Genomic DNA, 25,096 nt, shown 5'->3' on the forward strand with positions numbered 1-25,096 from the left:
CCCGCGCCCGCGCCCGCGCCCACCACCCCCGCCCGCCCCCCCTCCACCCCAGCCCCGCCGGCCCCCCCCGCCCCCCCCCCCCCCCGCCCCCCCCACCACTCGTCACCAGATGCGGACACCGGCCACCCCCCCCCGGATGCGCGCGTCATACGGGTGACTCGCACGGCGAAGAAACGCCGCAATGCCTCGCACCACAGGGCGACACGCGCCATCAACGGAGGATGACCATGTCCAGAGCCAGAGAGCTTTGCGGCCTGCGGGCCGTTCCCACAGCTCTGCTCGCCCTGCTGGTCGGCGGCGGCCCGGCCACCGGCGGGGTGGCGTACGCCGGGCCGGCACAGCGCCAGGCGGGCATCGCCGACCTGTATGTGGCCCCGGACGCGGCACCTGGCGGGAACGGCACCGCCGAGCAGCCGTTCGCCGGCATCGACCAGGCGCGGCAGCCCGCGCACCGGCTGTCGGCCGATTCGGACGTCGTGGTCCACCTGGCCGGCGGAACCTACCGGTTGTCCGAGCCGCTGACCTTCGGCTCCGGCGACGGAGGCCAGAACGGCCACACCATCACCTACCAGGGCGCGTCCGGTCAGCAGCCGGTCGTGACCGGTGCCCAGCAGATAACGGGTTGGGAGGTGCATGATCAGGCGGAGAGCATCTGGTCGGTCCATGCCGGTACCGGCGTGAACACGCGCCAGCTCTACGTCGACGGCAAGGAGGCACCGCGGGCGGCGATCCAGGTGCCCCGGTCCGCCTTCGCCTTCACCCAGACCGGTCTGACCGTCACCGACTCCTCCCTCGACTACCTGGCCGGCCTCTCGGACCAGAGCCACATGGAAGTCGAGAGCGTCAACTCCTTCACCGACCGCTACGCGCCGGTCCAGTCGATCAGCGGCAGGACCATCACCATGCGGCAGCCCGCGTGGAACAACAACTCCTGGGGCTACGACACCATCAACGCGCCGTTCGCCGGCGGGACGATGTACCTGGAGAACAACTACGCGTTCCTCCAGCAGCCCGGCCAGTGGTATCTCGACTCGTCCGCCGGCGAGCTGTACTACCGGGCCCAGCCGGGACAGAACCCGAACAGCCTCGACGTCGAACTGCCCAGGCTGCAGAACCTGCTCGGCATCAGCGGCAGCTACGGCTCACCGGTGGCGGGTCTGGACTTCACCGGCATCCGGTTCACGGGAACCTCCTGGCTCGGCCCGAGCGGACCCGACGGCTACGCGGACCAGCAGAGCGGCGCGCACATCACCGGTGACTACGCGATGCCCGCGAACTGGCTGAGCACCTGCACGTCGGGCTGCAAGCAGTTCGAGGCCACCCGTAACCACTGGGCGCAGATGCCCGCGGCCGTCCAGGTCTCCGCCGCCACCGGCATGACCTTCTCCGGCGACACGTTCTCCGAACTCGGGCAGGCCGGGTTGGGCGTGGGCAACGACGGCGTCGCCACGGCCTCCGGCACCGGACTCGGCGCCAGTGACATCACCGTCACCGGCAACACCTTCACCGACATCGCCGGCAGCGGCATCCAGGTCGGCGGGATCCAGCCGGACGCGCACCACCCCGGCAACCCGCAGATGACCAACCAGAACATCACCATCAGCAACAACAAGGTCAGCGGGGTGGGTACCGACTACAAGGAGACCGCCGCCATCCTGTCCACCTACGTCACCGACGCGACGATCACCCACAACCAGTGCGACCACCTGCCCTACGACGGCATCGACATCGGCTGGGGCTGGGGCGTCAACGATCCCGGCGGCAGCCAGGACTACGTCGACCGGGGCACGTACACCTACCAGCCCGTCTACAGCACACCGACGACGCTGAAGAACAACACCGTCTCGCACAACCTGATCTACGACACCAAGAACGCGATGTTCGACGGCGGCAGCATCTACAACCTGTCCGCGAGCCCCGGGTCGGTGATCTCCGACAACTACATGTACGACAACAACCACACCACCGCCCTGTACCTCGACGAGGGCTCCCGCTACCTGACGGTGTCGGACAACGTGGTGCAGGACGCCGGCAACTGGGCGCTGACCAACGCCGACGCGAACAACCACACCGACGACAGCACCTTCGCGGGTAACTGGTACAACGGCGGCAACACCTACGTGGCCACAGGGCCTCCGCACAACAACGTCCTCACCGGCAACGTCCAGGTCGGCGGCACCAACTGGCCGCAGGGCGCCCGGCAGGTCATCCAGGAGGCAGGAGTCCAGTCCTCCGGCGGCCCAGACGGATTCCCCGCCGGCTACCACCAGTTGGTGATCGGCAGCGACAGCCTGTGCCTGGACGTGCACGGCAACTCCGGCAGCGCCGGCGCGGCGATCGACCAGTGGACCTGCAACGGGCAGAGCAACCAGCAGTTCCAGTTCGTGCCGGCCACCGGTGGTTACGGGCAGCTGCAGGCGCAGAACTCCGGGCTGGTGGTCGCGGTCTCCGGTGGTTCGACGGCCGCCGGTACGCCCGACATCGTGCAGCAGGCCCCGGGCGGAGCGGCCGGCGGTCTGTGGTTGCCGGTGCGGCAGTCCGACGGCTCGTACTCGTTCCAGAACCAGAACAGCGGCCTGTGCCTGGACGTCTACGGCGGCGGCAGCAGCCCCGGCCAGCAGTTGGACCAATGGCCCTGCAAGAACACAGTCGGCACCAACCAGGACTTCACCCCCCGCTGACCGATCGATTCGTGTGCTCGTTCACCCCACCCACTGTCCCGCACCAGTGAGGAACGCTCATGAAGAAGTACCCGGTATCCCTGGCCGCTGCGCTGACGGCCGCGCTCGCCATCGGCGCCGCACCACCCGCGGTGTCCGCCACCGCCACCGGGGCGCCGCCCGCCGCCGAAGGTGCCGCCGCCGCGCCCGCCCCCCTGCGGCTGATGCCGTTGGGCGACTCGATCACCTGGGGCGTTGGCAGCACGTCCGGGAACAGCTACCGCGGTTTCCTGTCGAACCAGCTGTCGGCCGAGGGGCATGCTCTGGACTTCGTCGGCTCGGGCCGCAACGGCACCATGTCCGACCCGGACAACGAAGGTCACTCCGGCTGGCGGATCGACCAGATCGCCGGCATCGCCGACTCCGTGCTGGCCCGTTACCGCCCGAACGTGGTCACCCTGGAGATCGGCACCAATGACCTGAACGGCAATTACCAGGTTCCGACCGCCCCCGACCGGCTCCGCGCGCTCATCGACCAGATCACCCGCGACGCCCCCGACGCGACCGTCCTCGTGGGCACCGTGATCGTCTCCACCAGCGGCACCGAGGAGGCCGCCCGTCCCGCGTTCAACGCCGAGCTCCCTGGGATCGTCCAGGTCGAGCAGGCCGCCGGTAAACACGTACGGCTGGTGGACATGAGCGCTCTGACAAGTGCGGATCTATCCGATGCCCTGCACCCCAACGACAACGGCTTCCGCAAGATGGCGGACGCCTTCAATGCCGGCGTCCAGGCCGCGGACTCGGCCGACTGGATCAAGCCGCCGGCATCGGCGGGCGGTGAGGTGCGCTCCGGAATCGCGGGGAAGTGCCTCGACGTCAACGGCGGCAGCACCGCCAACGGGACCGCCGCGGACATCGCGACGTGTAACGGCTCCGACGCACAGCAGTGGTCCGTGCTCTCCGACGGCACCCTGCGGGCGCTCGGCAGGTGCCTCGACGCGACGGGCCGCGGTACCGCCAACGGCACGAGGATCGAGATCTGGGACTGCAACGGCGGCAGCAACCAGCAATGGCAGGCATACAACGGCGGTTACCGCAATCCTGCCTCCGGCCGCTGCCTCGACGACCCCGGCTCGTCCACCGCCGACGGAACGCAACTGGCCCTGTGGGACTGCAACGGCGGCGCCAACCAGCAATGGACCGCGCTGCCGGTCACCTCGGCCCAGTGACCCCACCCGACCGGGGCACCGACTCCCGGCCGGTACCCCGTCCCCCCACACAAGGAGACTGATCCTTCATGTCCTGGCTCAACGAAGAGCCCCGTCTGCGCAACGTCCTGACATTGGCCGTCGGACTGACAGCCGGCACGGCACTGGCTCTTGCCGGCCCGGCCAACCCCGCCGCGCACGCCGCCTCCGGCACGCTGGGCGCGGCAGCGGCCGAAAGCGGCCGCTACTTCGGCACGGCCGTGGCCGCCGGGAAGCTCGGTGACGCGACCTACTCCACCATTCTCGACCGGGAGTTCAACATGATTACCCCGGAGAACGAGATGAAGTGGGACACCACCGAACCCTCCCGCGGCTCGTTCAACTTCGGCCCCGCCGACCAGATCGTCAACCACGCCACCGCCCACGGACAGCACATGCGCGGCCACACCCTCGTCTGGCACTCCCAGCTGCCCGGCTGGGTCGGCTCTATCACGGACGCGAACACCCTGCGCACTGTGATGGACAACCACATCACCACCGAGATGACCCACTTCAAGGGCAAGATCCACGCCTGGGACGTGGTCAACGAGGCGTTCGCGGACGGCAGCAGCCAGCACCGCAGCTCGGTGTTCCAGAACGTGCTGGGCAACGGCTTCATCGAAGAGGCCTTCCGCACCGCACGGGCCGCCGACCCCTCGGCCAAGCTCTGCTACAACGACTACAACATCGAGAACTGGTCGGACGCCAAGACCCAGGGCGTCTACGCCATGGTGCGCGACTTCAAGTCCCGTGGCGTGCCCATCGACTGCGTCGGCTTCCAGTCCCACTTCGGCACCGGCGGCCCGCCGTCGAGCTTCCAGACCACCCTGTCCAACTTCGCCGCGCTCGGCGTCGACGTACAGATCACCGAACTGGACATCGCCCAGGCACCGACCACGGCGTACGCGAACACCGTCAAAGCCTGCATGAACGTGGCCCGCTGCACCGGTATCACCGTCTGGGGCATCCGGGACAGCGACTCCTGGCGGAGCGCGGACAACCCCCTGCTGTTCGACGGCGGAGGCAACAAGAAGCCCGCCTACGACTCAGTCCTGAGCGCGCTGGGCGGCAGCGGGGGGAACTCGGGCGGCATCGTCTCGGGCACGGTGTACTCCTTGACCGACGTCGCCGCGGGCCGGGCGCTGGACGTGCCGGGCGGGCAGACGGCGAACGGCACATCCCTGCAGGTCTGGGACGCCAACGGCGGTGCGAACCAGCAGTGGCGGGCGAGCCAGAACAGCGATGGTTCGTACACGCTGACGAATGTCGGCAGTGGGCGGGTTCTGGACGAGCCGGGTGGTCAGACGGGCAACGGCACGCGGATGGAGATCTGGGACGCCAACGGCGGTGCGAACCAGCACTGGAGGGCGAGCCGGAACGGCGACGGTTCGTACACCCTGACCAACGTCGCCTCCGGCAGGGCGCTGGAGGTGCCCGCAGAGCAGACCGCCAACGGGAGCCCCGTCCAGGTCTGGGACTCCAACGGTGGCGCCCATCAGCACTGGAATTTCGGCTGAGGTGATCGGCGCGAGGTAGGGGCCTGAAAGCGAACACCCGCGCCCGGTACGGCGGCGGTCGCCGGGCGCGGGTTTCGGCATGCCCTCAGGCGGTCTCATCATTAGCTAGACATGGGATGTATCAAGCGGCAGGTCGCCGAGAGTCGCCTATTGACAGGGCGTTGAGCCTGTGGGATCACTATGCGACATGGGATGTATGAGTGTTCCCTGTGAGTGCTCTCGGGCACGCTGACAGGAGCGGTCGACACCCCTTGCGAGCTCTCTCGGACAGGCACGGCACTCTCCGTCCCCTTCCCCCGCCCATGCGAGGACACAGAATGCAGCCTTCATCCGCTCCGCCCTGTCGCCCCACCGCTCGTGCCTCGCGCTTACCGGCGGCCGCCGCCGTATGCGTGATGGGGCTGCTGGCCATGCTGCTGGCGACCGGGCCGACATGGTCTGCGCCGGCGGCGTCGGCACCCCTGGTGGGTTCGGCGTCGGGCCGGTGCCTGGACGTCAAGGGAAACGTCGACACGCCGGGCACGACGCTGGACATCTGGGACTGCAACGGCCAGGCCAACCAGGCGTTCGAAGTGACCTCGGCAGGTGAACTGAGGACGATGGACGGCACCCGCTGCGTGGACGCCTACGACAGCCGGACCGCCCCCGGAACCCCCGCGGTCATCCGCTCGTGCGACGGGCGGGCGACCCAGGTGTGGCGACAGAACTCCGACGGGTCCCTCATCGGTGCCGCGTCCGGTTTCTGCCTGGACGTCAGCGGGGCGGGCACGGCCAACGGCACCGCGGTCATCCTGTGGACCTGCAACGGCCAGGGCAACCAGAAGTGGACCACGTCGACAGCCCCACCCGCGCCCGATGGGTCCGGCCCGTGCGACATCTACGCCGCGGGCGGTACCCCGTGCGTCGCCGCGCACAGCACGGTGCGCGCCCTCTACCGCTCGTACAACGGCCCCCTGTACCAGGTCAGGCGCGCCTCGGACAGCGCGACCCGGGACATCGGCGTGCTGGCGCCCGGCGGCTTCGCCGACGCCGCCGCCCAGGATGCCTTCTGCGCGGACACCAGTTGCGTGATCACGGTCGTCCGCGACCAGTCGGGACGCGGCAACGACCTGTGGTACCAGGGCTCGGCCCAGGTCCCGGGATCGAGTCAGAGCAGCCCCGCGAAGGCGACCTCCGAGTCGCTGACCGCCGGGGGCACCAAGGCGTACTCGCTGTACATCAACCCCGGCAACAGCTACTGGCGGGACGGCCACCTGACGGGCGTGCCGACCGGTGCGGCACCCGAAGGGGCGTACATGGTGACCAGCGGCACCCACGTCAACGGCGGCTGCTGCTTCGACTACGGCAACAGCGAGACGACCAGGAAGGCCGACGCGGCCGGGGCGATGGACGCGATCAACTTCGGTACCGAGTGCTGGTTCGGCGGCTGTTCGGGAGGCGGTCCCTGGGTGCAGGCCGACCTCGAATGGGGGCTGTACCCCGGCGGCAGCCAGTCCTGGAACCCCGACCAGCGGGCGTTCGCCGGCAGGTTCGTCACGGCGATGCTGAAGAACAACGGCACGTCCAGGTTCGCCCTCAAGGGCGGCAACGCCCAGTCGGGCGGCCTGGCCACCCTGTGGGACGGCGCGCTGCCCGGCGGCTACAGCCCCATGAAGAAACAAGGGGCCATCGTCCTGGGCAGCGGCGGCGACTGCTGCAAGCCCGGCGGCGGCGCCAACCTGAGCGCCGGCACCTTCTACGAGGGGGCCATCGTCGCAGGCTATCCCTCCGACGCGACCGACAACGCGGTGCAGGCCAACGTCACCGCCGCCGGCTATCGCTGAACAGCTGTCAGTTTCCCCAACTCAACTCGGTCCAGGAGTCGATGACTTATGCTCACGACCACGGTGAGGGCCGGACGCCTTCAGCCGCTGTTCCTACTGCTGTCCCTGCGCAGAACCCTGGCGCTCACCTTCTCGGCCGTGCTGCTCGCGGTGGCCGCACCCCTGCTCGCTCCCGGTACGGCACAACCCGCCGCCGCCCTCGGCAACGGACTCGCCCTGAGTCCGCAGATGGGCTTCAACGACTGGAACGCGTACGGCTGCGACGTCTCCGAGTCGCTGATCAAGTCCACCGCCCAGGCGATGCACACCAACGGCATGCAGGCGGCGGGCTATTCGTACGTCAACATCGACGACTGCTGGATGACCCACAACCGTGACTCCGGCGGCCACCTGGTGCCGGACCCGGCGAAGTTCCCCGACGGAATCAAGGGCACCGCGGACTACGTGCACTCGTTGGGCCTGAAGCTGGGGATCTACGAGGACGCCGGCACCGCCACCTGTGCGGGATACCCGGGCAGCCTCGGCCACGAGAGCACGGACGCGCAGTCGTTCGCGTCGTGGGGCGTGGACTACCTCAAGTACGACAACTGCAACAACACCGGCGTGCCGGCACGGACCCGGTACACCGCGATGCGGGACGCTCTGGCGGCCACCGGCCGGCCGATCCTGTTCAGCCTGTGCAACTGGGGCCAGGAGAACGTGTGGACCTGGGGCGCGGACGTGGGCAACAGCTGGCGCACCACCGGGGACATCAGCCCGAACTTCTCCAGCATGCTGTCGATCTTCCACAGCAACGTCGGACTGGTCTCCTACGCCGGACCCGGCCACTGGAACGACCCGGACATGCTGGAGGTCGGCAACGGCTCGATGACGGCCACCGAGAACCGCAGCGAGTTCAGCCTCTGGGCGGAGATGGCCGCACCGCTCATCGCCGGCACCAACATCCCCCAGGCCGGCGCCGCCACCTTGTCCACACTGACCAACTCCCGGGTCATCGCGGTCGACCAGGACGCCCTCGGCAAGCAGGGCACCATGGTGTCGTCCAACGGCGGCCTGGACGTGCTGGCCAAGCCGCTCGCAGGCGGGGACGTGTCGGTCGCGCTGTTCAACGAGACGGGCTCCACGGCGACCATCACCACCACCGCGGCCGCGATCGGGAAGACCGGGGCGTCCACTTACACCCTCACCGACCTGTGGTCGGGCGGGTCCTCGACCACCTCCGGCACCATCAGCGCCTCGGTACCGGCCCACGGCACGGTCATGTACCGGGTCGCGGGCGGCACCAGCGGCGGCTCAGGCACCAGCGTGACAGGGGAACTGCACGCCGTCGGCGCGGGCAAGTGCCTGGACGTACCCGACTCCACCACGACCGCCGGCACCCAGGTGGAGATCTGGAGCTGCAACGGCGGCGCCAACCAGACCTGGACGCACACCCCATCCGACCAGCTCACCGTCTACTCCGGCACCGCCCAGACGTGCCTGGACGCCTACGACAACCAGACCACGCCGGGCACGAAGGTGGAGATCTGGCCGTGCAACGGTCAGCGGAACCAGCAGTGGACGCTGAACTCCGACGGCACGATCACCGGCGTCCAGTCCGGCCTGTGCCTGGACGTCACCGGCGGGGCCACGGCTGGCGGAACCCTCGCCGAGCTGTGGACCTGCAACGGGAGCAGCGGCCAGCAGTGGACGCTGGGCTGACTCCCCCCTGCCCCTCGGCACCGGCAGCTTCGGTGCCGCCGTGCGGCGGCACCGCCACACAGGAGGACTCCTTGCCCGGATCAACAGCCGATCGCCGGCGAAGGCGCTTCCCGGCCGCGTTCCCGATCGCCCCGTTCCTGATCGCCCTGGCGATGGCCCTGGCCGCGTTGGGCACCCCGGCCTTCGCCACGTCCCCGCCAACCAGCACCAGCATCGCCGTCCACAGGGCGGCCCCCGGCCCCGCGGCCGACGCGTCGCTGCCGTGCGACATCTATGCCGCCGGCGGAACGCCGTGCGTGACGGCCCACTCCACCACCAGGGCGCTCTTCGCGGCGTACGACGGCCCGCTGTACCAGATCCAGCGGGCCTCCGACCACGGCTACCGCGACATCGGGGTGCTCGGCGCGGGAGGGTACGCCGACGCCGCCTCCCAGGTCTCGTTCTGCGCGGGCACCTCGTGCACGATCACGAAGATCTACGACCAGACCACCCGCCACAACGACCTGCCGATCTCCTGGGGCGGCTACTGGAAAGGGCCCGGCCCCAACGGATCGGACGTGGGAGCCGACGCCATGGCCCTGCCGGTGACCGCGGCCGGCCACCAGGTCTTCGGCGTCAAGGTCACCCCCGGTGTCGGCTACCGCATCGACCACGCCAGCGGTGTCCCCACCGGCTCCCAGCCCGAAGGCATCTACATGGTGACCTCGTCGAACCTCACCAACCAGTGGTGCTGCTTCGACTACGGAAGCGGCGAGAACTCCCACACCGACACCGGCAACGCCACCATGAACGCCATCTACTGGGGCAACGCCTGCTGGTTCGGCGGCTGCACCGGCAGCGGCCCGTGGGTCGAGGCCGACCTGGAGAACGGCATGTTCCACACCAACACCGGCTCCAACAAGGACCCGAACAACCAGGGCGTGCACCACCCGTTCGTCAGCGCGTGGCTGAAGAACAACGGCACCAGCAACTTCACCCTCAAGTACGGCGACGGTGCGAGCGGTGGACTGACCACCACCTTCTCCGGCCCACTGCCCAACGGCTACTCACCGATGAAGGTCGACAGCTCCGTCCTGCTCGGCACCGGTGGCGACAACAGCCCCTCAGGACAGGGCGAGTTCTTCGAAGGCGCGACGACGGCGGGCTATCCCGCCGACGCCACCGAGAACGCCGTCCAGGCCAGTATCACCGCCGCCGGCTACGGGACGCCGGGCGGCGGGGGCGGCACCACGGGTGCGCTGCACGCGGTGGGCGCCGGCAAGTGCCTGGAGGTACCGGGCGGCTCCACGACGCCGGGCGCGCAGACGCAGGTCCGGGACTGCTCCGGCGCGGCGAACCAGACCTGGTCGCAGAGCGCCTCCGGTGAGCTGACCGTCTCCCTGGGAGGCAGCCGCCTGTGCCTGGACGCCTCCGGACAGGGCACCAGTCCCGGCACGAAGGCCATCACCTGGACCTGCAACGGCCAGAACAACCAGCAATGGACGCTCAACACCAACGGCACCGTCACCAGCGCCCAGTCCGGGCTGTGCCTGGACGTGTCCGGCGCCGCCACCGCCAACGGAACCCTCGTACAGCTGTGGACCTGCAACGGCCAGTCCAACCAGAAATGGACGCTGAGCTGACCCGTTGAGCCACCACGCCCGACTCCGGGGCGGGGGCATCCCGCCGCCGCCCCGACCCAGGAGGATCGGATGAGGATGACAGCGAGACCCGGCCTTCCGGCCCTGGTGACCGGCATCGTCCTGACACTCGTGCTGGCGCTGCTGACGACGGCCCCGAGCCAGGCCGCCTCGGGCACGTCGCTGAGCGTCGACCTGGCCTCGGCCCGGGGACCGTCGACTGGCGTGGGGGAGGGGTTCCTCTACGGCATCAGCCAGGACGGCACCCAGCCCGCCGACCAGTTCCTCCAACCGCTGGGGATCAACGCGTTCCGCGGCGGCGGATGGTTCTCCGGCGGCTGGATCAGGGACGGCTACCAGTACGGGTCGGCGACCCGGGCCGATCTCGACTCGATCACCGCGCAGGCCCGGCGGCTCACCCGGCCGCCCTACCACGCGCAGTACCAGGTGCTGGTCAGCGACATCTACGGCGTCAACGGCGGCCAGCCCTCGAACACCAGGTATCCGTGTGACAACGGCGACTGCTCGAACTGGATCAGCTTCATCGACTCCACGGTGGGGGCCCTGCAGGCGTCGGGGCTCGGGTTCTCCTACGACATCTGGAACGAGCCGGACATCTCCGTGTTCTGGACCCGGGGTGTCAACAGCGCCCAGTACTTCCAGATGTGGGACACCGCCTACCGGGAGATTCGGCGCATCGCCCCCGGGGCGCAGATCGTTGGGCCGTCCCTCGCCTTCACCCCGCAGCGCATCCCGGGGGAGTGGCAGACCTGGCTCGCGCACGTGAAAGCGGCCGGGACCGTGCCGGACATGATCACCAACCACAACGAGGGCGACGTGGACGACCCCGTCACCGTCGCCCAGGCCCTGCGCAGCTCCCTCAGCGCGGCGGGCATCGGCCCGCTGCCGCTGTCCTCGAACGAGTACCAGCCCGCCGACCGGCAAACCGCGGGAGTGACTGCCTGGTACCTGGCCCGGTTCGCACAGTCCGGGTACACCAACGCCATGCGCGGCAACTGGGTGTGCTGCACCACCCCGAACCTGACGGGAGTGCTCACCCAGAGCGGAGGCACCTGGCAGCCGACCGGCAACTGGTGGGCGCTTCGGGACTACGCCGACATGACGGGCACCCTCGTCGGCACCTCCGGGCAGGTCGGCTCCGCGGCCATCGCCGCCTCCGAGGACTCCGCCGCCAGACGCGCGGTGGCGCTCATCGGCGACTCCAACGGGTACACCGGCGCCGCGTCCGTGACCTTCGACGGGCTGTCCTCCGTGCCCTGGCTGACGAACGCCGGCAGCGTCCACGTCACCGTGCACCGCATCCCCGACCAGACGCCGCTGGGCGCGCCGCAGACCGTGTACGACCAGAACGTGAGCGCCTCCGGCGGCTCGCTCACCGTGCCGCTCACCTTCCAGGCCACGCACGACGCGTTCGCCGTCTACCTGACCCCGGCCTCCTCCGGCGGCACGGACTTCCCGGACGGCTACCACCAACTCGTCGTCGCCAATGACAACCTGTGCCTGGACGTGTACGGCGACTCCACCGCCGCGGATGCCGTGGTCGACCAGTGGACCTGCAACGGCCAGGGCAACCAGCAGTTCCAGTTCCTGCCGGCCTCAGGCGGCTACGGCGAACTGCGCGCCCAGCACTCCGGCCAGGACGTCGCGGTCGCCGGCGCCTCCACGACGGCGGGCACCCCGGACATCGTCCAGCAAGCTCCCGGCACAGCCGCCAACGCCCTCTGGCTGCCCCTGCGCCAGTCCGACGGCTCCTACGCCTTCCAGAACCGCAACAGCGGCCTGTGCCTGGACGTCTACGGCGCCGGCAGCACCGCGGGACAGCAACTGGACCAGTGGCAGTGCAAGAACGCGCCGGGCACCAACCAGGACTTCGTCGTCCGCTGATACCGCACCCCACGCGGACCCCACCGACCTGCGAAAGGAACCCACCGTGTCAGCAATCGGACGGCTGCTGCGGCGCCTGCGCGCCTCGACCGCCGTGCTCACGGGCCTCCTCCTGGCCGCCGGCGGCCTCGTCGGCACCGTCGCCGCCCCGGCCCACGCCGCCACCTCGATCACCATCAACGGGGCGTCCGCAGGACGCGCCTTCGACGGCGTCGGCGCGATCAGCGGGGGCGGCGGCAACAGCAGACTCCTGATCGACTACCCCGAGCCCCAGCGCGGCCAGATCCTCGACTACCTCTTCAAGCCCGGCTACGGGGCCTCCCTGCAGATCCTCAAGGCCGAGATCGGCGGGGACACCAACTCCACCTCCGGCGCCGAGCCGAGCCACCAGCACACCCGCTCCGACCTGAACTGCGACCGGGGCTACGAATGGTGGCTCATGGAGCAGGGCAAGGCCCGCAACCCGGACATCAAGCTCTACGGGCTCGCCTGGGGCGCGCCGGGCTGGATCGGCGGCGGGAACTTCTGGTCCACCGACATGGTCAACTACCTGGTCTCATGGCTGGGCTGCGCCAAACAGCACGGCCTCGCCATCGACTACCTCGGCGGATGGAACGAGCGAGGCTACAACGTCTCCTGGTACGAGCAACTGCGCAGCGCGCTCAACTCCAACGGCTACGGCAGCGTCAAGATCGTCGCGGCCGACTCGGACTGGTCCGTGGCCAACGACGCCGACTCCAACCCGGCGTTCGCCGCCGCGGTGAGCGTCATCGGCACGCACTACCCCTGCGGTTACCGCTCCTCCCAGTCCGACTGCTCGGTGCCGTCGGCCGCCACGTCGTCCGTCAAGCCCCTGTGGGCCAGCGAGAACGGCTCGGACGACTACAACGGGGGAGCACCCGCCATGGCCCGCGGCATCAACCGCGGATACATCGACGGCCGGATGACCGCGTATCTCAACTGGCCGGTGGTCGCGGCGATCACACCGAACCTGCCGTACCCCACCATGGGCCTCGCCCTGGCCGCACAGCCGTGGTCCGGCCACTACGCGATCGGCAAGAACACCTGGGTCATGGCGCACACCAGCCAGTTCACCGCCCCGGGCTGGAAGTACCTCGACTCCTCCAGCGGCTACATCGGAGGCAGCCGGAACAACGGCAGCTACGTCTCGCTGAAGTCCCCCGACAACTCCGACTACTCCACCGTCATCGAGACGATGGACGCCGGCAGCGCCCAGACCCTGAACCTCACCGTCGCCGGAGGCCTGTCCAGCGGAACCGTCCACATCTGGTCTACCGACGTCAACTCCTCGAATCCCGCCGACTACTTCGTGCACACCGCCGACGTCACCCCCTCCGGCGGAGGCTTCAGCCTGACCGTGCAGCCCCATCGCGTCTACACCCTGACCACCACGACCGGGCAGGGCAAGGGCACCGCCACCGGCCCCGCCCAGGGCGCCATGAGCCTGCCGTACAGCGACACCTTCGACGGCTACGCCACCACCGGCACCGAGGCGAAGTACCTCATGGACTGGCAGGGCGCCTTCGAGGTGACGGCCTGCGGCGGCGGCCGCGGCGGCAAGTGCGTGCGTCAGATGAGCCCCCAGAAACCCATCACCTGGGACGCGCTGTCCGATCCGCACGCCCTGCTCGGCGACGTGGGCTGGAGCAACTACACCCTCTCCTCCGACGTGCTGCTCGAACAGCCCGGATACGCCGAGCTGATCGGCCGCGCGAACGGCCAGGACTACAGCAGCACCGGCGGGCTCAACGCCTACCACCTGCGGGTGAACGACACCGGTGCCTGGTCGATCCTGAACTCCAACACCAACGGCACCGTAACCACCCTCGCCCACGGCACGACCACGGCACTGGGCACCAACCGGTGGCACACCCTCGCGCTCACCTTCTCCGGGACCACCATCAGCGCCGTCATCGACGGTTCCACGGTCGGCTCCGCCAACGACCGCACCTGGGCCGGCGGACAGGTCGGCTACGCGACCGGCCAGGGCGAGACGGCACAGTTCGACAACCTGTCCCTCACCCCCGGCAGCGGCGGCGGAGGAGGCGGCACGACCGGCCCGCTCGTCGGGGCCGCCTCAGGCCGGTGCGTGGACGTGCCCAACCAGTCGCAGACCTCCGGAACCCAGGTGGAGCTGTGGGACTGCAACGGCGGCAGCAACCAGCAGTTGACCAGCACACCGGCCGGTGAACTGCGCGTCTACGGCAACGCCTGCCTGGACGCGGCGGGCAGCGGCACCAGCCCCGGAACCAAGGTCGACATCTCCGGCTGCACCGGCGGCGGCAACCAGAAGTGGACGCTCAACGCCGACGGCACGATCACCGGAGCCCAGTCCGGCCTGTGTCTGGACGCCACCGGCGCGGCAACGGCCAACGGCACCCTCCTGGAGCTGTGGACGTGCACCGGCGCCGGCAATCAGACGTGGGCGCGCGAGTGACCGGTGCCGGCCGAGACCGCCCACCCCCTCAACGCACCCTGAAGGAACCCCACATGACATCTTCCCACCGCCCGCTCAGCCGGCGCCGCCTGCTCGCGGCGACCGGCGCGGCCACGGCCTTCGGCCTGCTGCGGTTCGCCCCCCGGGCCGCCGCGAACGACGGCCCCGCGAGCTACACCGCGAGCTGGACCTCCGTGGACCAGCACCCCCCGTCCCCGGCCTGGTTCAAGGACGCCAAGTTCGGCATCTACTACCACTGGGGCGCCTTCAGCGTCCCCGCGTACGGCAACGAGTGGTATCCGCGCAACATGTACATCGGCGGCTCGAACGAGAACCAGCACCACATCGCCACCTACGGCGACCCCTCGGTGTGGCCGTACCACAAATTCATCGACGGCGCCCGCGACAAGGCGGGCAACGTCGTCCAGTTCGCCCCCAAACTGGTATCGCAGGGCGGCAGTTGGGACCCCGACGCGTGGGCCAGGCTGTTCAAGTCCGCCGGCGCCCGATTCGCCGGCCCCGTCGCCGAGCACCACGACGGCTTCTCCATGTGGAACAGCCGCGCCAACCCGTGGAACTCCGTCCAGCACGGGCCCGGACTCGACCTCGTCGGACTGCACGCCCAGGCCATCCGCGCCCAGGGCCTGAAGTTCATGGCCTCCCTCCACCACGCCTACCACTTCAACGGCTACTACGACCACGTGCCGTCCCAGTCCGACCCGGCCCTGCGCATCCTCTACGGACAACAGGGCTCAGCGGCGGAGAACAAGCTCTGGTACGACAAGCTCGTCGAGGTCATCGACGGTTACCAGCCCGACCTGCTCTGGCAGGACTTCGACCTGAACCTGGTGCAGGATTCCTACCGGCTGCAGTTCCTCGCGCACTACTACAACCAGGCGGTCGCCTGGAACAAGGACGTGGTCGCGACCTACAAGGACGGGCTCGACAACAAGGGCGAGGTCTTCGACTTCGAGCGCGGCGGCCCGGCAGGACTGCTCACCCCCTACTGGCTGACCGACGACAGCATCTCCTCCTCCAGCTGGTGCTACACGGTGGGGATCGGCTACTACACGACACAGGCGCTGCTGCACTCGCTGATCGACCGGGTCAGCAAGGGCGGCACCATGCTCCTGAACATCGCCCCGACGGCCGACGGCACCATCCCCTCCGCACAGCAGTCGATCCTGCTCGGGCTGGGGGACTGGCTCGGCCGCTTCGGAGAGGCGGTCTACGGCACCCGCTCCTGGTCCAGTTACGGCGAGGGTCCCACCAAGATGGGCGGAGGCTCCTTCAGCGGACCGGTGGCAGGCAAACCGCAGGACGTCCGCTTCACCCGCAGTCAGGACAACAAGGTCCTCTACGCCACCACGCTGGGCTGGCAGGGCGCGACCACGACCATCACCACGCTGAACTCCAACCAGATCAACCTCAGCAGCATGACCGGCGCCCAACTGCTGAACAACGCCGCCGGCACCTACGTCAACCTGCCCGCACCGACCCAGGACGCCTCCGGCCTGCACCTGACCATGCCCTCGACGAACCCGCCGTTCACCGCCCTGGCGTACACGGTCAAGCTCACCTTCTCCGGTGACATCCCCGTCCTCGGCGCACCGGGCGGCTCCACCACCTGGGTGAAGATTGCCAACGTGACCAGCGGACTGGTGCTCGACAGCGGGGGCAACGTCGCCTCCGGCGCCAACCTCAAGCAGTGGAACTACGACGGAAGCGCCAACCTGCAATGGCAGCTCGTCGACCTCGGCAACGGCTACTGCCGCCTCATGAACCGCGCCAACGGCATGGCCGCCGACAGCTGGGGCAACGCCGCCAACGGCGCTCCCGCCCGCCAGGAGGCGTGGAACGGCGGCAACAACCAGCAGTGGTCGCTGAACAGCCTCGGCGACAACCGCTACCAGATCATCAACCGCGGCACCGGCACCGCCCTCGACGGCAGCGGCAGCACCACGGTGGGCTCGACCACGGTGATGTGGACACCGAACTCCAGCACCAACAACGAATGGACCATCAGCGGCGTATGAACCTCCCGCGCGACCGAAGCCCCTCCCTCGACCACGGAAGAAGGAGCGCGCATGAAACGCACACCACTCTTACTGTCCATCACGGCTGCGATACTCCTCGTCCTGTCAGCTGCCGGAACCTCGTTCGGCAACAGCCTCGGCGCCCCCAGGTCGGCCACAGCCGCCGCCGCTGCCACTGCCGGCTGCGGCAAGGTCCCCACGCTGACGAGCGGTACCCACACGATCCAGAGCGACGGCCAGACCCGCAGCTACATCCTGAGGGTCCCCGCCAGCTACGACAACAACCACCCCTACCGGCTGATCTTCGGCTTCCACTGGCGCGGCGGCACGGCGGGCGACGTCGACTCGGGCGGAACGGACGGATACAACTGGTCCTACTACGGCCTGCGGCGCCTCGCGGACAGCGCGAACAACGGCACGATCTTCGTCGCCCCGCAGGGCATCGGCAACGGCTGGGCCAACTCCGGCGGTGAGGACGTGGCCTTCGTCGACGCCATGGTCGGCCAGATCGAAGCAGGCCTGTGCGTCGACACCACCCAGTTGTTCTCCGCAGGCTTCAGCTACGGCGGTGCCATGTCGTACGCCCTCGCCTGCTCCCGGGCGACCGTCTTCCGCGCCGTCGCGGTCTACTCCGGCGCGAACCTCAGCGGCTGCAACGGCGGCAACCAGCCCATCGCCTACATGGGACTGCACGGCCTCAGGGACAACGTGCTGCCCATCCAGTCGGGACGGGACCTGCGCGACACCTTCGTCCGGACCAACGGCTGCACCCCGCAGAACCCGTCCGAACCGGCCTACGGAAGCCTGACGCACATCATCACCACCTACTCCGGATGCAGGTCCGGATACCCCGTCGTCTGGGCGGCGTTCGACGGAGCGGGCCATGACCCCGGTCCCATAGACGGTTCCACCGGTGACGGCTGGCGCACCTGGACGTCTGCCGCGGTGTGGCAGTTCTTCACCCAGTTCGGCTCGAACCAGCCCCCGCCTCCGCCGCCCGCCGGCGACCAGGAGATCATCGGCCAGCAGTCGGGACGCTGCCTCGACATCAACAACTCCACGACCGCCAACGGCGCGCAGGCACAACTGTGGGACTGCAACGGCGGCTCCAACCAGCGGTGGACCTACTCCGGCGGAAAGCAACTGGTCGTCTACGGCAACAAGTGCCTGGGCGTCGGCCAGTCCGCCGGCAGCGGCACCCCGGCGACGATCTGGGACTGCAGCGGGCAGGCGGACCAGCAATGGAACGTCAATCCCGACGGCACGATCACAGCAGGGCAGTCGGGACTGTGCCTGGACGCCAACGGTCAGGCAACCGGCAACGGGACGAAAGTCCAGCTGTGGACCTGCACGGGCGGCGCCAACCAGCACTGGCGCCTGCAGAACTGACGGGCGCGGCCAGGCACGGCACCGAGCCGGCCTGGGCCGTCCTGACAAGCGTGGGCCTGCCCGTCTGCGTCGTCCACGGGCGCCGGTGGAGTGCGACGGCGAGCCGGTTCACGGCCCCGTAGCGTCCGACGGCGTGGGCGCGGGGGAGTCGAACGGCGTGCGGTACGTGGGAGCGTGGGTGCGCAGCCGCAGGCGCAGGGTGAGCCGGATGCGGGTGGAGGCGGGCAGGCGGACCGTCAGGAAGGTGGTGTGGCAGGTCTGCTCCGTTTCGGTGACGGTGGGCTCGGTGTGGCCGTAGTCGTACATGTCGCCGATCCAGCTGTCGTCCTCGCAGGTCGTGTGGCGGACGGCGGTGATGGTGTGCTCTGCGAAAGCGCCCGCTTGCAGGATGACCGTGCGGTCCGTGTCTGCGGACAGGTTGACCAGTTCGACGGTGGTCGCCTCGGGGTCGATGGAGGTGACCAGGGCGGCCACGTCCGGCGGGAGGCCGGCGCGGCGGGCGTCCGCGTCGTGGTAGCGCAGCCTGGCCTGCTGCAGGCCGCCGTTGTACAGGACCTGGGGTCCGCCCCAGGTCAGCTGGACGAGGGCTTCGGTGACCACGGGGTTGCACTGCTGCCAGACGTGGATGTCGGCCTCGGGCACGTCCAGGTCGTGGTAGCGGTCGATGCGGCGCAGCCGGTGGCGGACCTGGGCCTGGGCGGCGGCGAGGATCCGCTCGGGGTAGCCGGGGTCGTCTCCCGCGAGGAAGGCGAACCAGGCCTTCTCGTGCCCCGACTCCTCCTTGGACCGGAACGGCCGGACGGTGCGCCAGTCGATGCCGTCGCCGTCGCGCAGCCGTTCCAGCCGGGTGCGGTCGGCGGCGGAGGCGGTGTGGTGCCAGAGCGCCACGGGTACCGGTGCGGTGACCGGGTTGTGGTCGAACCATCCCGAGTCGTTGTGCCGGAACGGCACGTGAAGCGTCGGTGTGCGGATGTCGGGACCGAGTTCGACCACCCATTTGGAGGCGAGGCTGGAGTCCGCCTCGGTGTGGGGCATCACCTTTCCGTGGCTGATGAGGGTGTCGAGTGCGGTCGTGACCATGCGGAGGTGGTCGTCGTCTGCGGTCACCGTCGCCGCCGCGAGTGCCGCGACACAGGCCGCGTGGCCCACGCTGTGCCAGCCGTGCGGCCAGGACCAGCCGTAGTGGCCGCCGTACCAGCGGCCTTCCAGCAGGCCGCCGACGACCCCGTCGGGTCCGACGTTGTCGGGGATGAGGCCGTCGTGTGCCTGCGCGCGCTCCTGCCAAGCGCCGACGTACTCGATGATCCAGTCGCGGTAGCGGTCCTCACCGGACAGGATCCAGGCGTTGAGCGCCAGTCCGGTGGCTGCGAGGTTGACGGCGGTGTCGCCGACGCCCATCCGGTCGCGCATCGGGGTCCCGAGACGTGGGTCGGCCCAAAGCGGGCCGGGTGTGCCGTCGGCCTCGGAGATCCAGTCGAGCGGGAAGCCGTAGGTCTGTGCCTCCTTCTCCAGCCAGGGATAGACGTCGCCCTCGAACAGGCCCGTGCGGTCGGGGTCACTGCCGTTGTGCGGTCGGGTGATGAGGCGGTGTTCGGGGTCGTAGTTGCCCTTGGCCGGGTCGACGTACAACTCGGCGAAACGCAGGGCCCGTTGGGACCAGCGTGCGGGGGAGGCCATGCACAGGAAGTAGAGCAGGAGCAGGCTCTCGCCCTGGTGGAACCAGTCGTAGCCGCGCTCGAACTCGTCGCGCAGCATGTTCAGTTCGGTGAGCTGCCGCGTCACGCCCTCCCAGTGCTTCTCGCCGGCGGGCAGCAGATCGTCCGCGCCGCCGAGGAGGTAGAGCTGGGGCCAGTTGAAGAACACCTCGTAGAAGTCGTCCACACCGTCGCGGGTGGTGAGTTCGCCGGTGTAGTTCAGCCGTCCGTCGGGGCCGGTGAAGTCGCGGGCGAAACGCCGCCAGGCGTGGTCGAGCAGGTCGAACAGCGCCCGCTGGGCCACCGCCCAGCCGGGTGGTTCGAGCAGCGGCACCGTCGCGCGGATCTCGGGTGGCGGGAGCGGGTGGCCGGAGGGCTCGGCCTCCTCGGCCGAGGAGGCGTCGGTGGAACTGAAGGGCATGGGGAGGATCTCCGTTCGGGTCACGGCGGGGCGGGCGCAGCGGTGCCGTCGGCATGGCCGGCGCGGGCGCAGCCGGTGCTCGGAGCCCTTGGCGCGTCATTCCTTGGTGGCGCCCGCGAGCATTCCGCTGACGAGGAAGCGCTGGGCGAAGAGGAAGACGATCAGCACCGGGGTGATGGCCAGCAGGGTCGCCAGGGCCAGCTGGGGGCGCTCGACGGCGAGGGCGCCCACGGCCGGGTTGAAGGACGGGACGTTGCTGAGCAGGGTTCCGATCCCCACCTGGACAGGCATCTGGCTGCTCTCGGGGAGCATCACGTATGGCAGGAAGTAGTTGGTCCAGTTCGCGACGAAGCTGAAGAAGCCCACGAGCACGACGACCGGGGTCGCCAGCGGCAGCGCGACGTGCCGGAAGACGCCGAATTCCGAGCATCCGTCGATCCGGGCGGCCGCCAGCAGATCCCTCGGGACGGCGGTCGTGAAGTAGATGTACGTCAGGTACACGCCGAACGGGTAGAACGAGTACGGCAGGATGACCGACCACATCGTGCCGATCAGCTGGACCGCGTTGATCTCCAGGAACAGCGGCACCACCAGTGTGGCGTTCGGCATGAGCATCACGACCAGGGTCAGCACCAGCAGGGTGTGCCGGCCGCGGAACTCCGTCATGGCCAGGGCGTATCCCGCAGGGACGGCGACGCAGAGCGTGATGATCAGTGAGATGATCGCGTAGAGCGCGGAGTTGCCCAGCCACTGCATGACCGCGTCGTCCTGGAACGCCGTCAGCGCGTCCCAGTTGGCCCTCAGGGCGTGCCAGGAGCCGAAGGACAGCGGGTTGCCGTGGACGAGTTGCCGGTCGGTCTTGGTCGCGGCCAGGGCGAGCCACAGCACTGGGAGCACGAAGAACACCATGAACGCGGCGAGCACGGCGCCGGTCAGCAGCCGGGAGGTCAAGCGGCGTGCGGGGCGGGCGTACGACCGCGGTGCCCGGGTCGGAGCCGGGCTCGCGGCGCCTGATCCCCGTCCACTGCGTGAGGCGGTGGCCGGAGCGGCGGTGGCGTCAGTCGGCATCGAAGAACCCCGACCGTGCGACGAAGACCGCGGCGGCGGACACGCTGACGACGAGCAGCTCCACCGAGACCGCGGCGGCGCCGTTGATGTTGTTCATCTGGAAGGCAAAGTCGTATGTCAGCTGGTTCAGCGAGTAGTCGCGCCCGGCGACTCCGACGCTGGCCAGGGAGAGCAACTGCGGTTCGACGAAGAGCTGTGCGCCGCCCGCGAAGGCCAGGATCAACATGTAGACGATCCATTTGCGGAGCAGGGGAATCTGTATGTGCCAGGCGGTCTGCCAGGCACCGGCGCCGTCGATCCGGGCGGCTTCCACGAGGTCCTGGGGAATGTTGTTGAGCGCGCCGTACATGACGACGATCCAGCCGCCCGCGCCGGTCCAGAACGCGATGATCGTGAACAGCAGGGGCAGGTTGCCGGGAGCGATGACCTCGCCGAAGGTGTGGAACCCCAGGAGGTCCAGGAGTGAACTGACCGGGCTCACCGTCGGATCGAGCATGAACAGCCACACCAGCACGCCGGCCGCCCCGGCCAGCGCTCCGGGGATGTAGTAGAGGAAGCGCAGTGCCCTGCTGACCGGCCGGGAGGACAGCCGGTGCAGCAGGAGCGCCAGGCCGACGACGAACACCACCAGTGAGAGAAGCCAGAACACTAGGTAGACGGCGACATGGCTGACGGCGTCCATGAAGCGGAAGTCGTGTGCTGTGGTGACGAAGTTGGAGAAGCCGGTGACCGAGCCTCCGGCGTCGGTGAAGGCGAAGTAGATCGCGTATCCGGTCGGCAGGACGCCGAAGGCGATCAGCAGAAGCACATAGCAGGCGACGAAGGCCAGGCCGGCCCGGCTCTGCCGGGAGGCGGCGCGCGGGCGCCGGTGGGCGGAGCCGGCCGGGGAGGAGGTCAGAGTCACCGGGCGACCTTGTATCCGTCGGACTGGGCGTACTTGACGATGGAGTCGTGCCAGGCGGGCAGCATCGCCTCGATGCTCCTGCCCTGGGTGATGCCGGGCTTGACGGTGGCCGCCCAGATCGCTTCCTGGCTGAACTGGCCCGAGCCCCATCCGGACCAGACCTGTGAGGAAGCGTTCTTGAGGGCGCTCAGGTCGGTGGCGAAGTAGCCGGAGGCGTCCTGTCCCTTGAGCCAGGCCTCGGTGACCGGCGCGTAGGCGGGGAAGCCGGGTGCTCTCTTGCCCTGGTATGCGTTGTCGGTGGTCACCCACGTGAGGAAGTCGGTGGCAGCCTTGACGTGGGCCGAGTGCTGGGACAGCAGCCAGGTGCCGCCGCCGACGTTGCCGGTGGAGGGTGAGGTCTCGCCCTGCCACTGGGGGATGGGGGCCGCGCCGATCTGCTTGGCCTGGACCTTCAGGGTGTCCCGGAACACCGCTCCGCCGTACCATGCGGGGCCGGGCATGAGGAGGACCTTGTCGGCCTCGTTCTTGCCGAAGTCGGTGCTGAAGACGCCGCTGATGGACATGGACCTGTTCTTGACCAGCGCGTCCAGGAGCCGGGCCATCCTGGTGCAGGCGCCGCTCGTGGTGTTCACCGAGACGGACTTCGGGCCGGTGATGTGGTTGGCGCCGCACTTGCTCGCCCACAGGTAGATCTCGGGGGTGAAGGAGTCGCCGGCGTCGCCCACGAGGTAGCCGGGGTGTTCCTTCGCCACCTTCTCGCCGAGCTGCTGGAACTGCTCCCAGGTCGTGGGGACCTGGTAGCCGAACCTCTTCATCAGCGGCGCGTTGTACCAGAGCACCGCCTGGGAGAGGTCGTTGCGCAGACAGTAGACGCTGCCGTTGACGGTGCAGACGTCGTTCGCTCCCGTTGCGAACCGGCTGAGGGTAGACGCGGGGACGAGACCCTTGTCGAGCGGGGCGGCGAAGCCCGCGTCGACTGCCCACGTCACCTCGTTGTTCTGGGAGCTGAAGACGACGTCCGGCCAGCCCTTGCGGGTGCGGTTGAAGAGCTGGACCTTGGTCTGCAGGTAGTTCGAGCCGTTGGCGTCGCCGTCGTAGGTGACGATGTTCAGCTTCACGCCCGGATGCAGTTTCTCGTACAGCTTCGCGGCGTCGAGCCGGGTCGCGTCCACCCACACGGTCAACGCGCCTTTTGTCTGCGGGACTTGGGGGAAGCCGTCCTTGGCGGTGGTGCCGGTGCCGCCTCCACCGCCGCAGCCGGCCACGGTCAGAGTCGCCGCGGCGGCGCAGCCGGCCAGTAACCGTGTGCGGCTCTTGCCGAGCATCCTTCTCCGGCCGGACGCAGGCCTGTTGACGCTCATGTGCGACTCCACAGGGTTGGCGGATGCGGGCGGCTGTGCCGTTGCCGTCGCGGAAGAAATTAGCCGCCTTATCCGGAGTGGAGTCAAGGGGGATTGCAGGCGATTCGTTGACGATTCACGTGCGATAGCGAGAAATGAGGGCCGATTAATTGCCTTATGCGGCAATTGATATGGTTCGCCATCTTACCCTTTGAGGTTGATCACCTCCCGAATAAGTACTACTCATTTGGCTCGGGGGTAAGATGTGAGCGGATTCTGCGGCGATCAGGAGGCACGAGAAGATGAACGACACGCCCGCAGCCGGTGCGGCCTGGCCCGCGCAGGCGGGGGAGCGGCGTGACTACCGCCCCGGCTATGAAGTGGTCGCGGAGCGGATCCTCCATTTCATCGCCGAGTCCCGGCTGGTCGCAGGTGATCGGCTGCCCACGGAGAACGATCTGGCTCAGCGGCTCAACACCAGCAGGGCGGTCGTACGGGAGGCGGTGAAGATCCTTTCGGCGCTGGGCCGGGTCCGCGCGCACAAGGGGCGCGGACTGTTCGTCGCGGACGACGAGGGCATGCTTGTCACCGGCCGCTGGGGCGGTTTCTTCCGCCCCGTCGACATCGACCACGTGCTGATGCTCTTCGAGTTCCGCAGAGTCCAGGAGATGGCCGCCAGCAGTCTGGCCGCCACCCGAGCCACGCCCGCCGAACTGCGGACGATCGAAGTCGCCACGCAGCAGTGCCGGCAAGGCTACGTCGATGACCAGGTCGACCTGTTCAACCAGGCGGACGAGGACTTCCACCTGGGGGTGGCCGTCGCCTCGCACAACACCTTCCTCGTCAGCGCCGTGCGAGATGCACGACGGTTGCAGCGACAGTCGAGTGCGATCGGCATCCACGACAAGCTGGGCGAGGGCACCGAGTCGGCCGTCGAGGAGCACGAGGCGATCTACCGGGCCATCCGAGACGGCCTCCCGGACGAAGCGGCCCGGGCGACGGCGGCGCATCTCGACAGGACACTCGAGGACTACCGGCGGCAGATCCAGCGCCGTCTGTTCGGCTGAGCCGACGTGGCCTTCGCCTCTTCCGGACCACAGGAAGACCGTCCCCACCGGCGACCGCGGGCAGCCCGGCGACCCGGCCCGGTGTGACCGGCAGGGTCAACGGCGATGCGTCAGGCCAGGACGAACCGCCCGGCGAACACCTGCTGTCGGTGAACCTCCAGCCTGCGCAGGGCGGTGAGCACGGCCGAGGTCTTCGTGGGCGGGCCGCAGACGCACGCATGGCGTTCTGTCATGCCGGGAACCAGAG

At 69.1% G+C, this 25,096-nt stretch carries 15 protein-coding genes and 1 pseudogene; 11 read left to right on the forward strand and 5 right to left on the reverse strand.

Features of this window, described 5'->3' with window-relative positions; translation table 11 throughout:
- The first annotated feature begins 227 nt into the window (after window positions 1-227).
- From ACWGJB_RS45030 to ACWGJB_RS45075, 10 genes and pseudogenes are all read left to right on the forward strand, one after another.
- Window positions 228-2,681 (forward strand): RICIN domain-containing protein, encoded by a 2,454-nt coding sequence (locus ACWGJB_RS45030; protein WP_453385833.1) that lies wholly within the window; start codon window positions 228-230, stop codon window positions 2,679-2,681.
- Between the two features lie 59 nt (window positions 2,682-2,740).
- Window positions 2,741-3,889 carry a ricin-type beta-trefoil lectin domain protein gene (locus ACWGJB_RS45035; protein ID WP_453385834.1) on the forward strand — a complete coding sequence of 383 codons (1,149 nt, stop codon included), beginning with the start codon at window positions 2,741-2,743 and terminating at the stop codon, window positions 3,887-3,889.
- A 68-nt stretch (window positions 3,890-3,957) separates the two neighbouring features.
- Window positions 3,958-5,418: pseudogene (locus tag ACWGJB_RS45040) on the forward strand (endo-1,4-beta-xylanase); the annotation flags it as partial.
- 401 nt (window positions 5,419-5,819) lie between these two features.
- A complete protein-coding gene (locus ACWGJB_RS45045) occupies window positions 5,820-7,247 on the forward strand; it encodes an arabinofuranosidase catalytic domain-containing protein (protein WP_453385835.1) in 1,428 nt (475 codons plus the stop codon).
- Between the two features lie 48 nt (window positions 7,248-7,295).
- The gene (locus ACWGJB_RS45050; RefSeq protein WP_453385836.1) at window positions 7,296-8,948 is read left to right on the forward strand and encodes a glycoside hydrolase family 27 protein; all 1,653 of its coding nucleotides are present in this window, start codon (window positions 7,296-7,298) and stop codon (window positions 8,946-8,948) included.
- Between the two features lie 71 nt (window positions 8,949-9,019).
- Window positions 9,020-10,570: an arabinofuranosidase catalytic domain-containing protein gene (locus ACWGJB_RS45055; protein ID WP_453385837.1), complete on the forward strand. Its 1,551-nt coding sequence runs from the start codon at window positions 9,020-9,022 to the stop codon at window positions 10,568-10,570.
- Window positions 10,571-10,639: 69 nt separating this feature from the next.
- On the forward strand, window positions 10,640-12,472 hold the full coding sequence (locus ACWGJB_RS45060; protein ID WP_453385838.1) for an RICIN domain-containing protein: 1,833 nt from the start codon (window positions 10,640-10,642) through the stop codon (window positions 12,470-12,472).
- 46 nt (window positions 12,473-12,518) lie between these two features.
- The gene (locus tag ACWGJB_RS45065) at window positions 12,519-14,930 is read left to right on the forward strand and encodes a ricin-type beta-trefoil lectin domain protein (protein WP_453385839.1); all 2,412 of its coding nucleotides are present in this window, start codon (window positions 12,519-12,521) and stop codon (window positions 14,928-14,930) included.
- 53 nt (window positions 14,931-14,983) lie between these two features.
- On the forward strand, window positions 14,984-16,966 hold the full coding sequence (locus tag ACWGJB_RS45070) for an alpha-L-fucosidase (RefSeq protein ID WP_453385840.1): 1,983 nt from the start codon (window positions 14,984-14,986) through the stop codon (window positions 16,964-16,966).
- Between the two features lie 51 nt (window positions 16,967-17,017).
- A complete protein-coding gene (locus ACWGJB_RS45075; protein ID WP_453385841.1) occupies window positions 17,018-18,355 on the forward strand; it encodes a ricin-type beta-trefoil lectin domain protein in 1,338 nt (445 codons plus the stop codon).
- Between the two features lie 108 nt (window positions 18,356-18,463).
- Here ACWGJB_RS45075 and ACWGJB_RS45080 read toward each other — a convergent pair whose 3' ends face one another.
- The 4 genes from ACWGJB_RS45080 to ACWGJB_RS45095 all read right to left on the reverse strand — a co-directional run bounded on the left by ACWGJB_RS45080 (window position 18,464) and on the right by ACWGJB_RS45095 (window position 23,803).
- Entirely contained in the window at window positions 18,464-20,470 is a 2,007-nt protein-coding gene (locus tag ACWGJB_RS45080; RefSeq protein WP_453385842.1) for a hypothetical protein, read from the reverse strand.
- A gap of 96 nt (window positions 20,471-20,566) precedes the next feature.
- Window positions 20,567-21,421, reverse strand: a complete 855-nt coding sequence (locus ACWGJB_RS45085; protein WP_453385843.1) for a carbohydrate ABC transporter permease — start codon at window positions 21,419-21,421, stop codon at window positions 20,567-20,569.
- A gap of 106 nt (window positions 21,422-21,527) precedes the next feature.
- On the reverse strand, window positions 21,528-22,442 hold the full coding sequence (locus ACWGJB_RS45090; RefSeq protein WP_453385844.1) for a carbohydrate ABC transporter permease: 915 nt from the start codon (window positions 22,440-22,442) through the stop codon (window positions 21,528-21,530).
- Complete coding sequence (locus ACWGJB_RS45095) at window positions 22,439-23,803, reverse strand: ABC transporter substrate-binding protein (RefSeq protein WP_453385845.1); 1,365 nt, start codon at window positions 23,801-23,803, stop codon at window positions 22,439-22,441. The genes ACWGJB_RS45090 and ACWGJB_RS45095 overlap by 4 nt, the downstream gene beginning before the upstream one ends.
- A 281-nt stretch (window positions 23,804-24,084) precedes the next feature.
- Here ACWGJB_RS45095 and ACWGJB_RS45100 point away from each other — a divergent pair, with 281 nt between their 5' ends.
- Window positions 24,085-24,849 carry a FadR/GntR family transcriptional regulator gene (locus ACWGJB_RS45100; protein WP_453385846.1) on the forward strand — a complete coding sequence of 255 codons (765 nt, stop codon included), beginning with the start codon at window positions 24,085-24,087 and terminating at the stop codon, window positions 24,847-24,849.
- 110 nt (window positions 24,850-24,959) lie between these two features.
- Here the strand turns inward: ACWGJB_RS45100 and ACWGJB_RS45105 are convergent, their stop codons facing one another.
- On the reverse strand, window positions 24,960-25,082 hold the full coding sequence (locus ACWGJB_RS45105; protein WP_453385847.1) for a hypothetical protein: 123 nt from the start codon (window positions 25,080-25,082) through the stop codon (window positions 24,960-24,962).
- Window positions 25,083-25,096 lie beyond the last annotated feature (14 nt).

The sequence above is a fragment of the Streptomyces sp. NPDC054813 genome (assembly GCF_053611365.1).

What these genes read in the sequence shown, in the direction of transcription:
- ACWGJB_RS45030 (WP_453385833.1), top strand. Translation starts at nt 228, where the DNA reads ATGTCCAGAGCCAGAGAGCTTTGCGGCCTGCGGGCCGTTCCCACAGCT.
- ACWGJB_RS45035 (WP_453385834.1), top strand. Translation starts at nt 2,741, where the DNA reads ATGAAGAAGTACCCGGTATCCCTGGCCGCTGCGCTGACGGCCGCGCTC.
- ACWGJB_RS45045 (WP_453385835.1), top strand. Translation starts at nt 5,820, where the DNA reads ATGGGGCTGCTGGCCATGCTGCTGGCGACCGGGCCGACATGGTCTGCG.
- ACWGJB_RS45050 (WP_453385836.1), top strand. Translation starts at nt 7,296, where the DNA reads ATGCTCACGACCACGGTGAGGGCCGGACGCCTTCAGCCGCTGTTCCTA.
- ACWGJB_RS45060 (WP_453385838.1), top strand. Translation starts at nt 10,640, where the DNA reads ATGAGGATGACAGCGAGACCCGGCCTTCCGGCCCTGGTGACCGGCATC.
- ACWGJB_RS45070 (WP_453385840.1), top strand. Translation starts at nt 14,984, where the DNA reads ATGACATCTTCCCACCGCCCGCTCAGCCGGCGCCGCCTGCTCGCGGCG.
- ACWGJB_RS45075 (WP_453385841.1), top strand. Translation starts at nt 17,018, where the DNA reads ATGAAACGCACACCACTCTTACTGTCCATCACGGCTGCGATACTCCTC.
- ACWGJB_RS45080 (WP_453385842.1), bottom strand. Translation starts at nt 20,470, where the DNA reads ATGCCCTTCAGTTCCACCGACGCCTCCTCGGCCGAGGAGGCCGAGCCC.
- ACWGJB_RS45095 (WP_453385845.1), bottom strand. Translation starts at nt 23,803, where the DNA reads ATGAGCGTCAACAGGCCTGCGTCCGGCCGGAGAAGGATGCTCGGCAAG.
- ACWGJB_RS45100 (WP_453385846.1), top strand. Translation starts at nt 24,085, where the DNA reads ATGAACGACACGCCCGCAGCCGGTGCGGCCTGGCCCGCGCAGGCGGGG.
- ACWGJB_RS45105 (WP_453385847.1), bottom strand. Translation starts at nt 25,082, where the DNA reads ATGACAGAACGCCATGCGTGCGTCTGCGGCCCGCCCACGAAGACCTCG.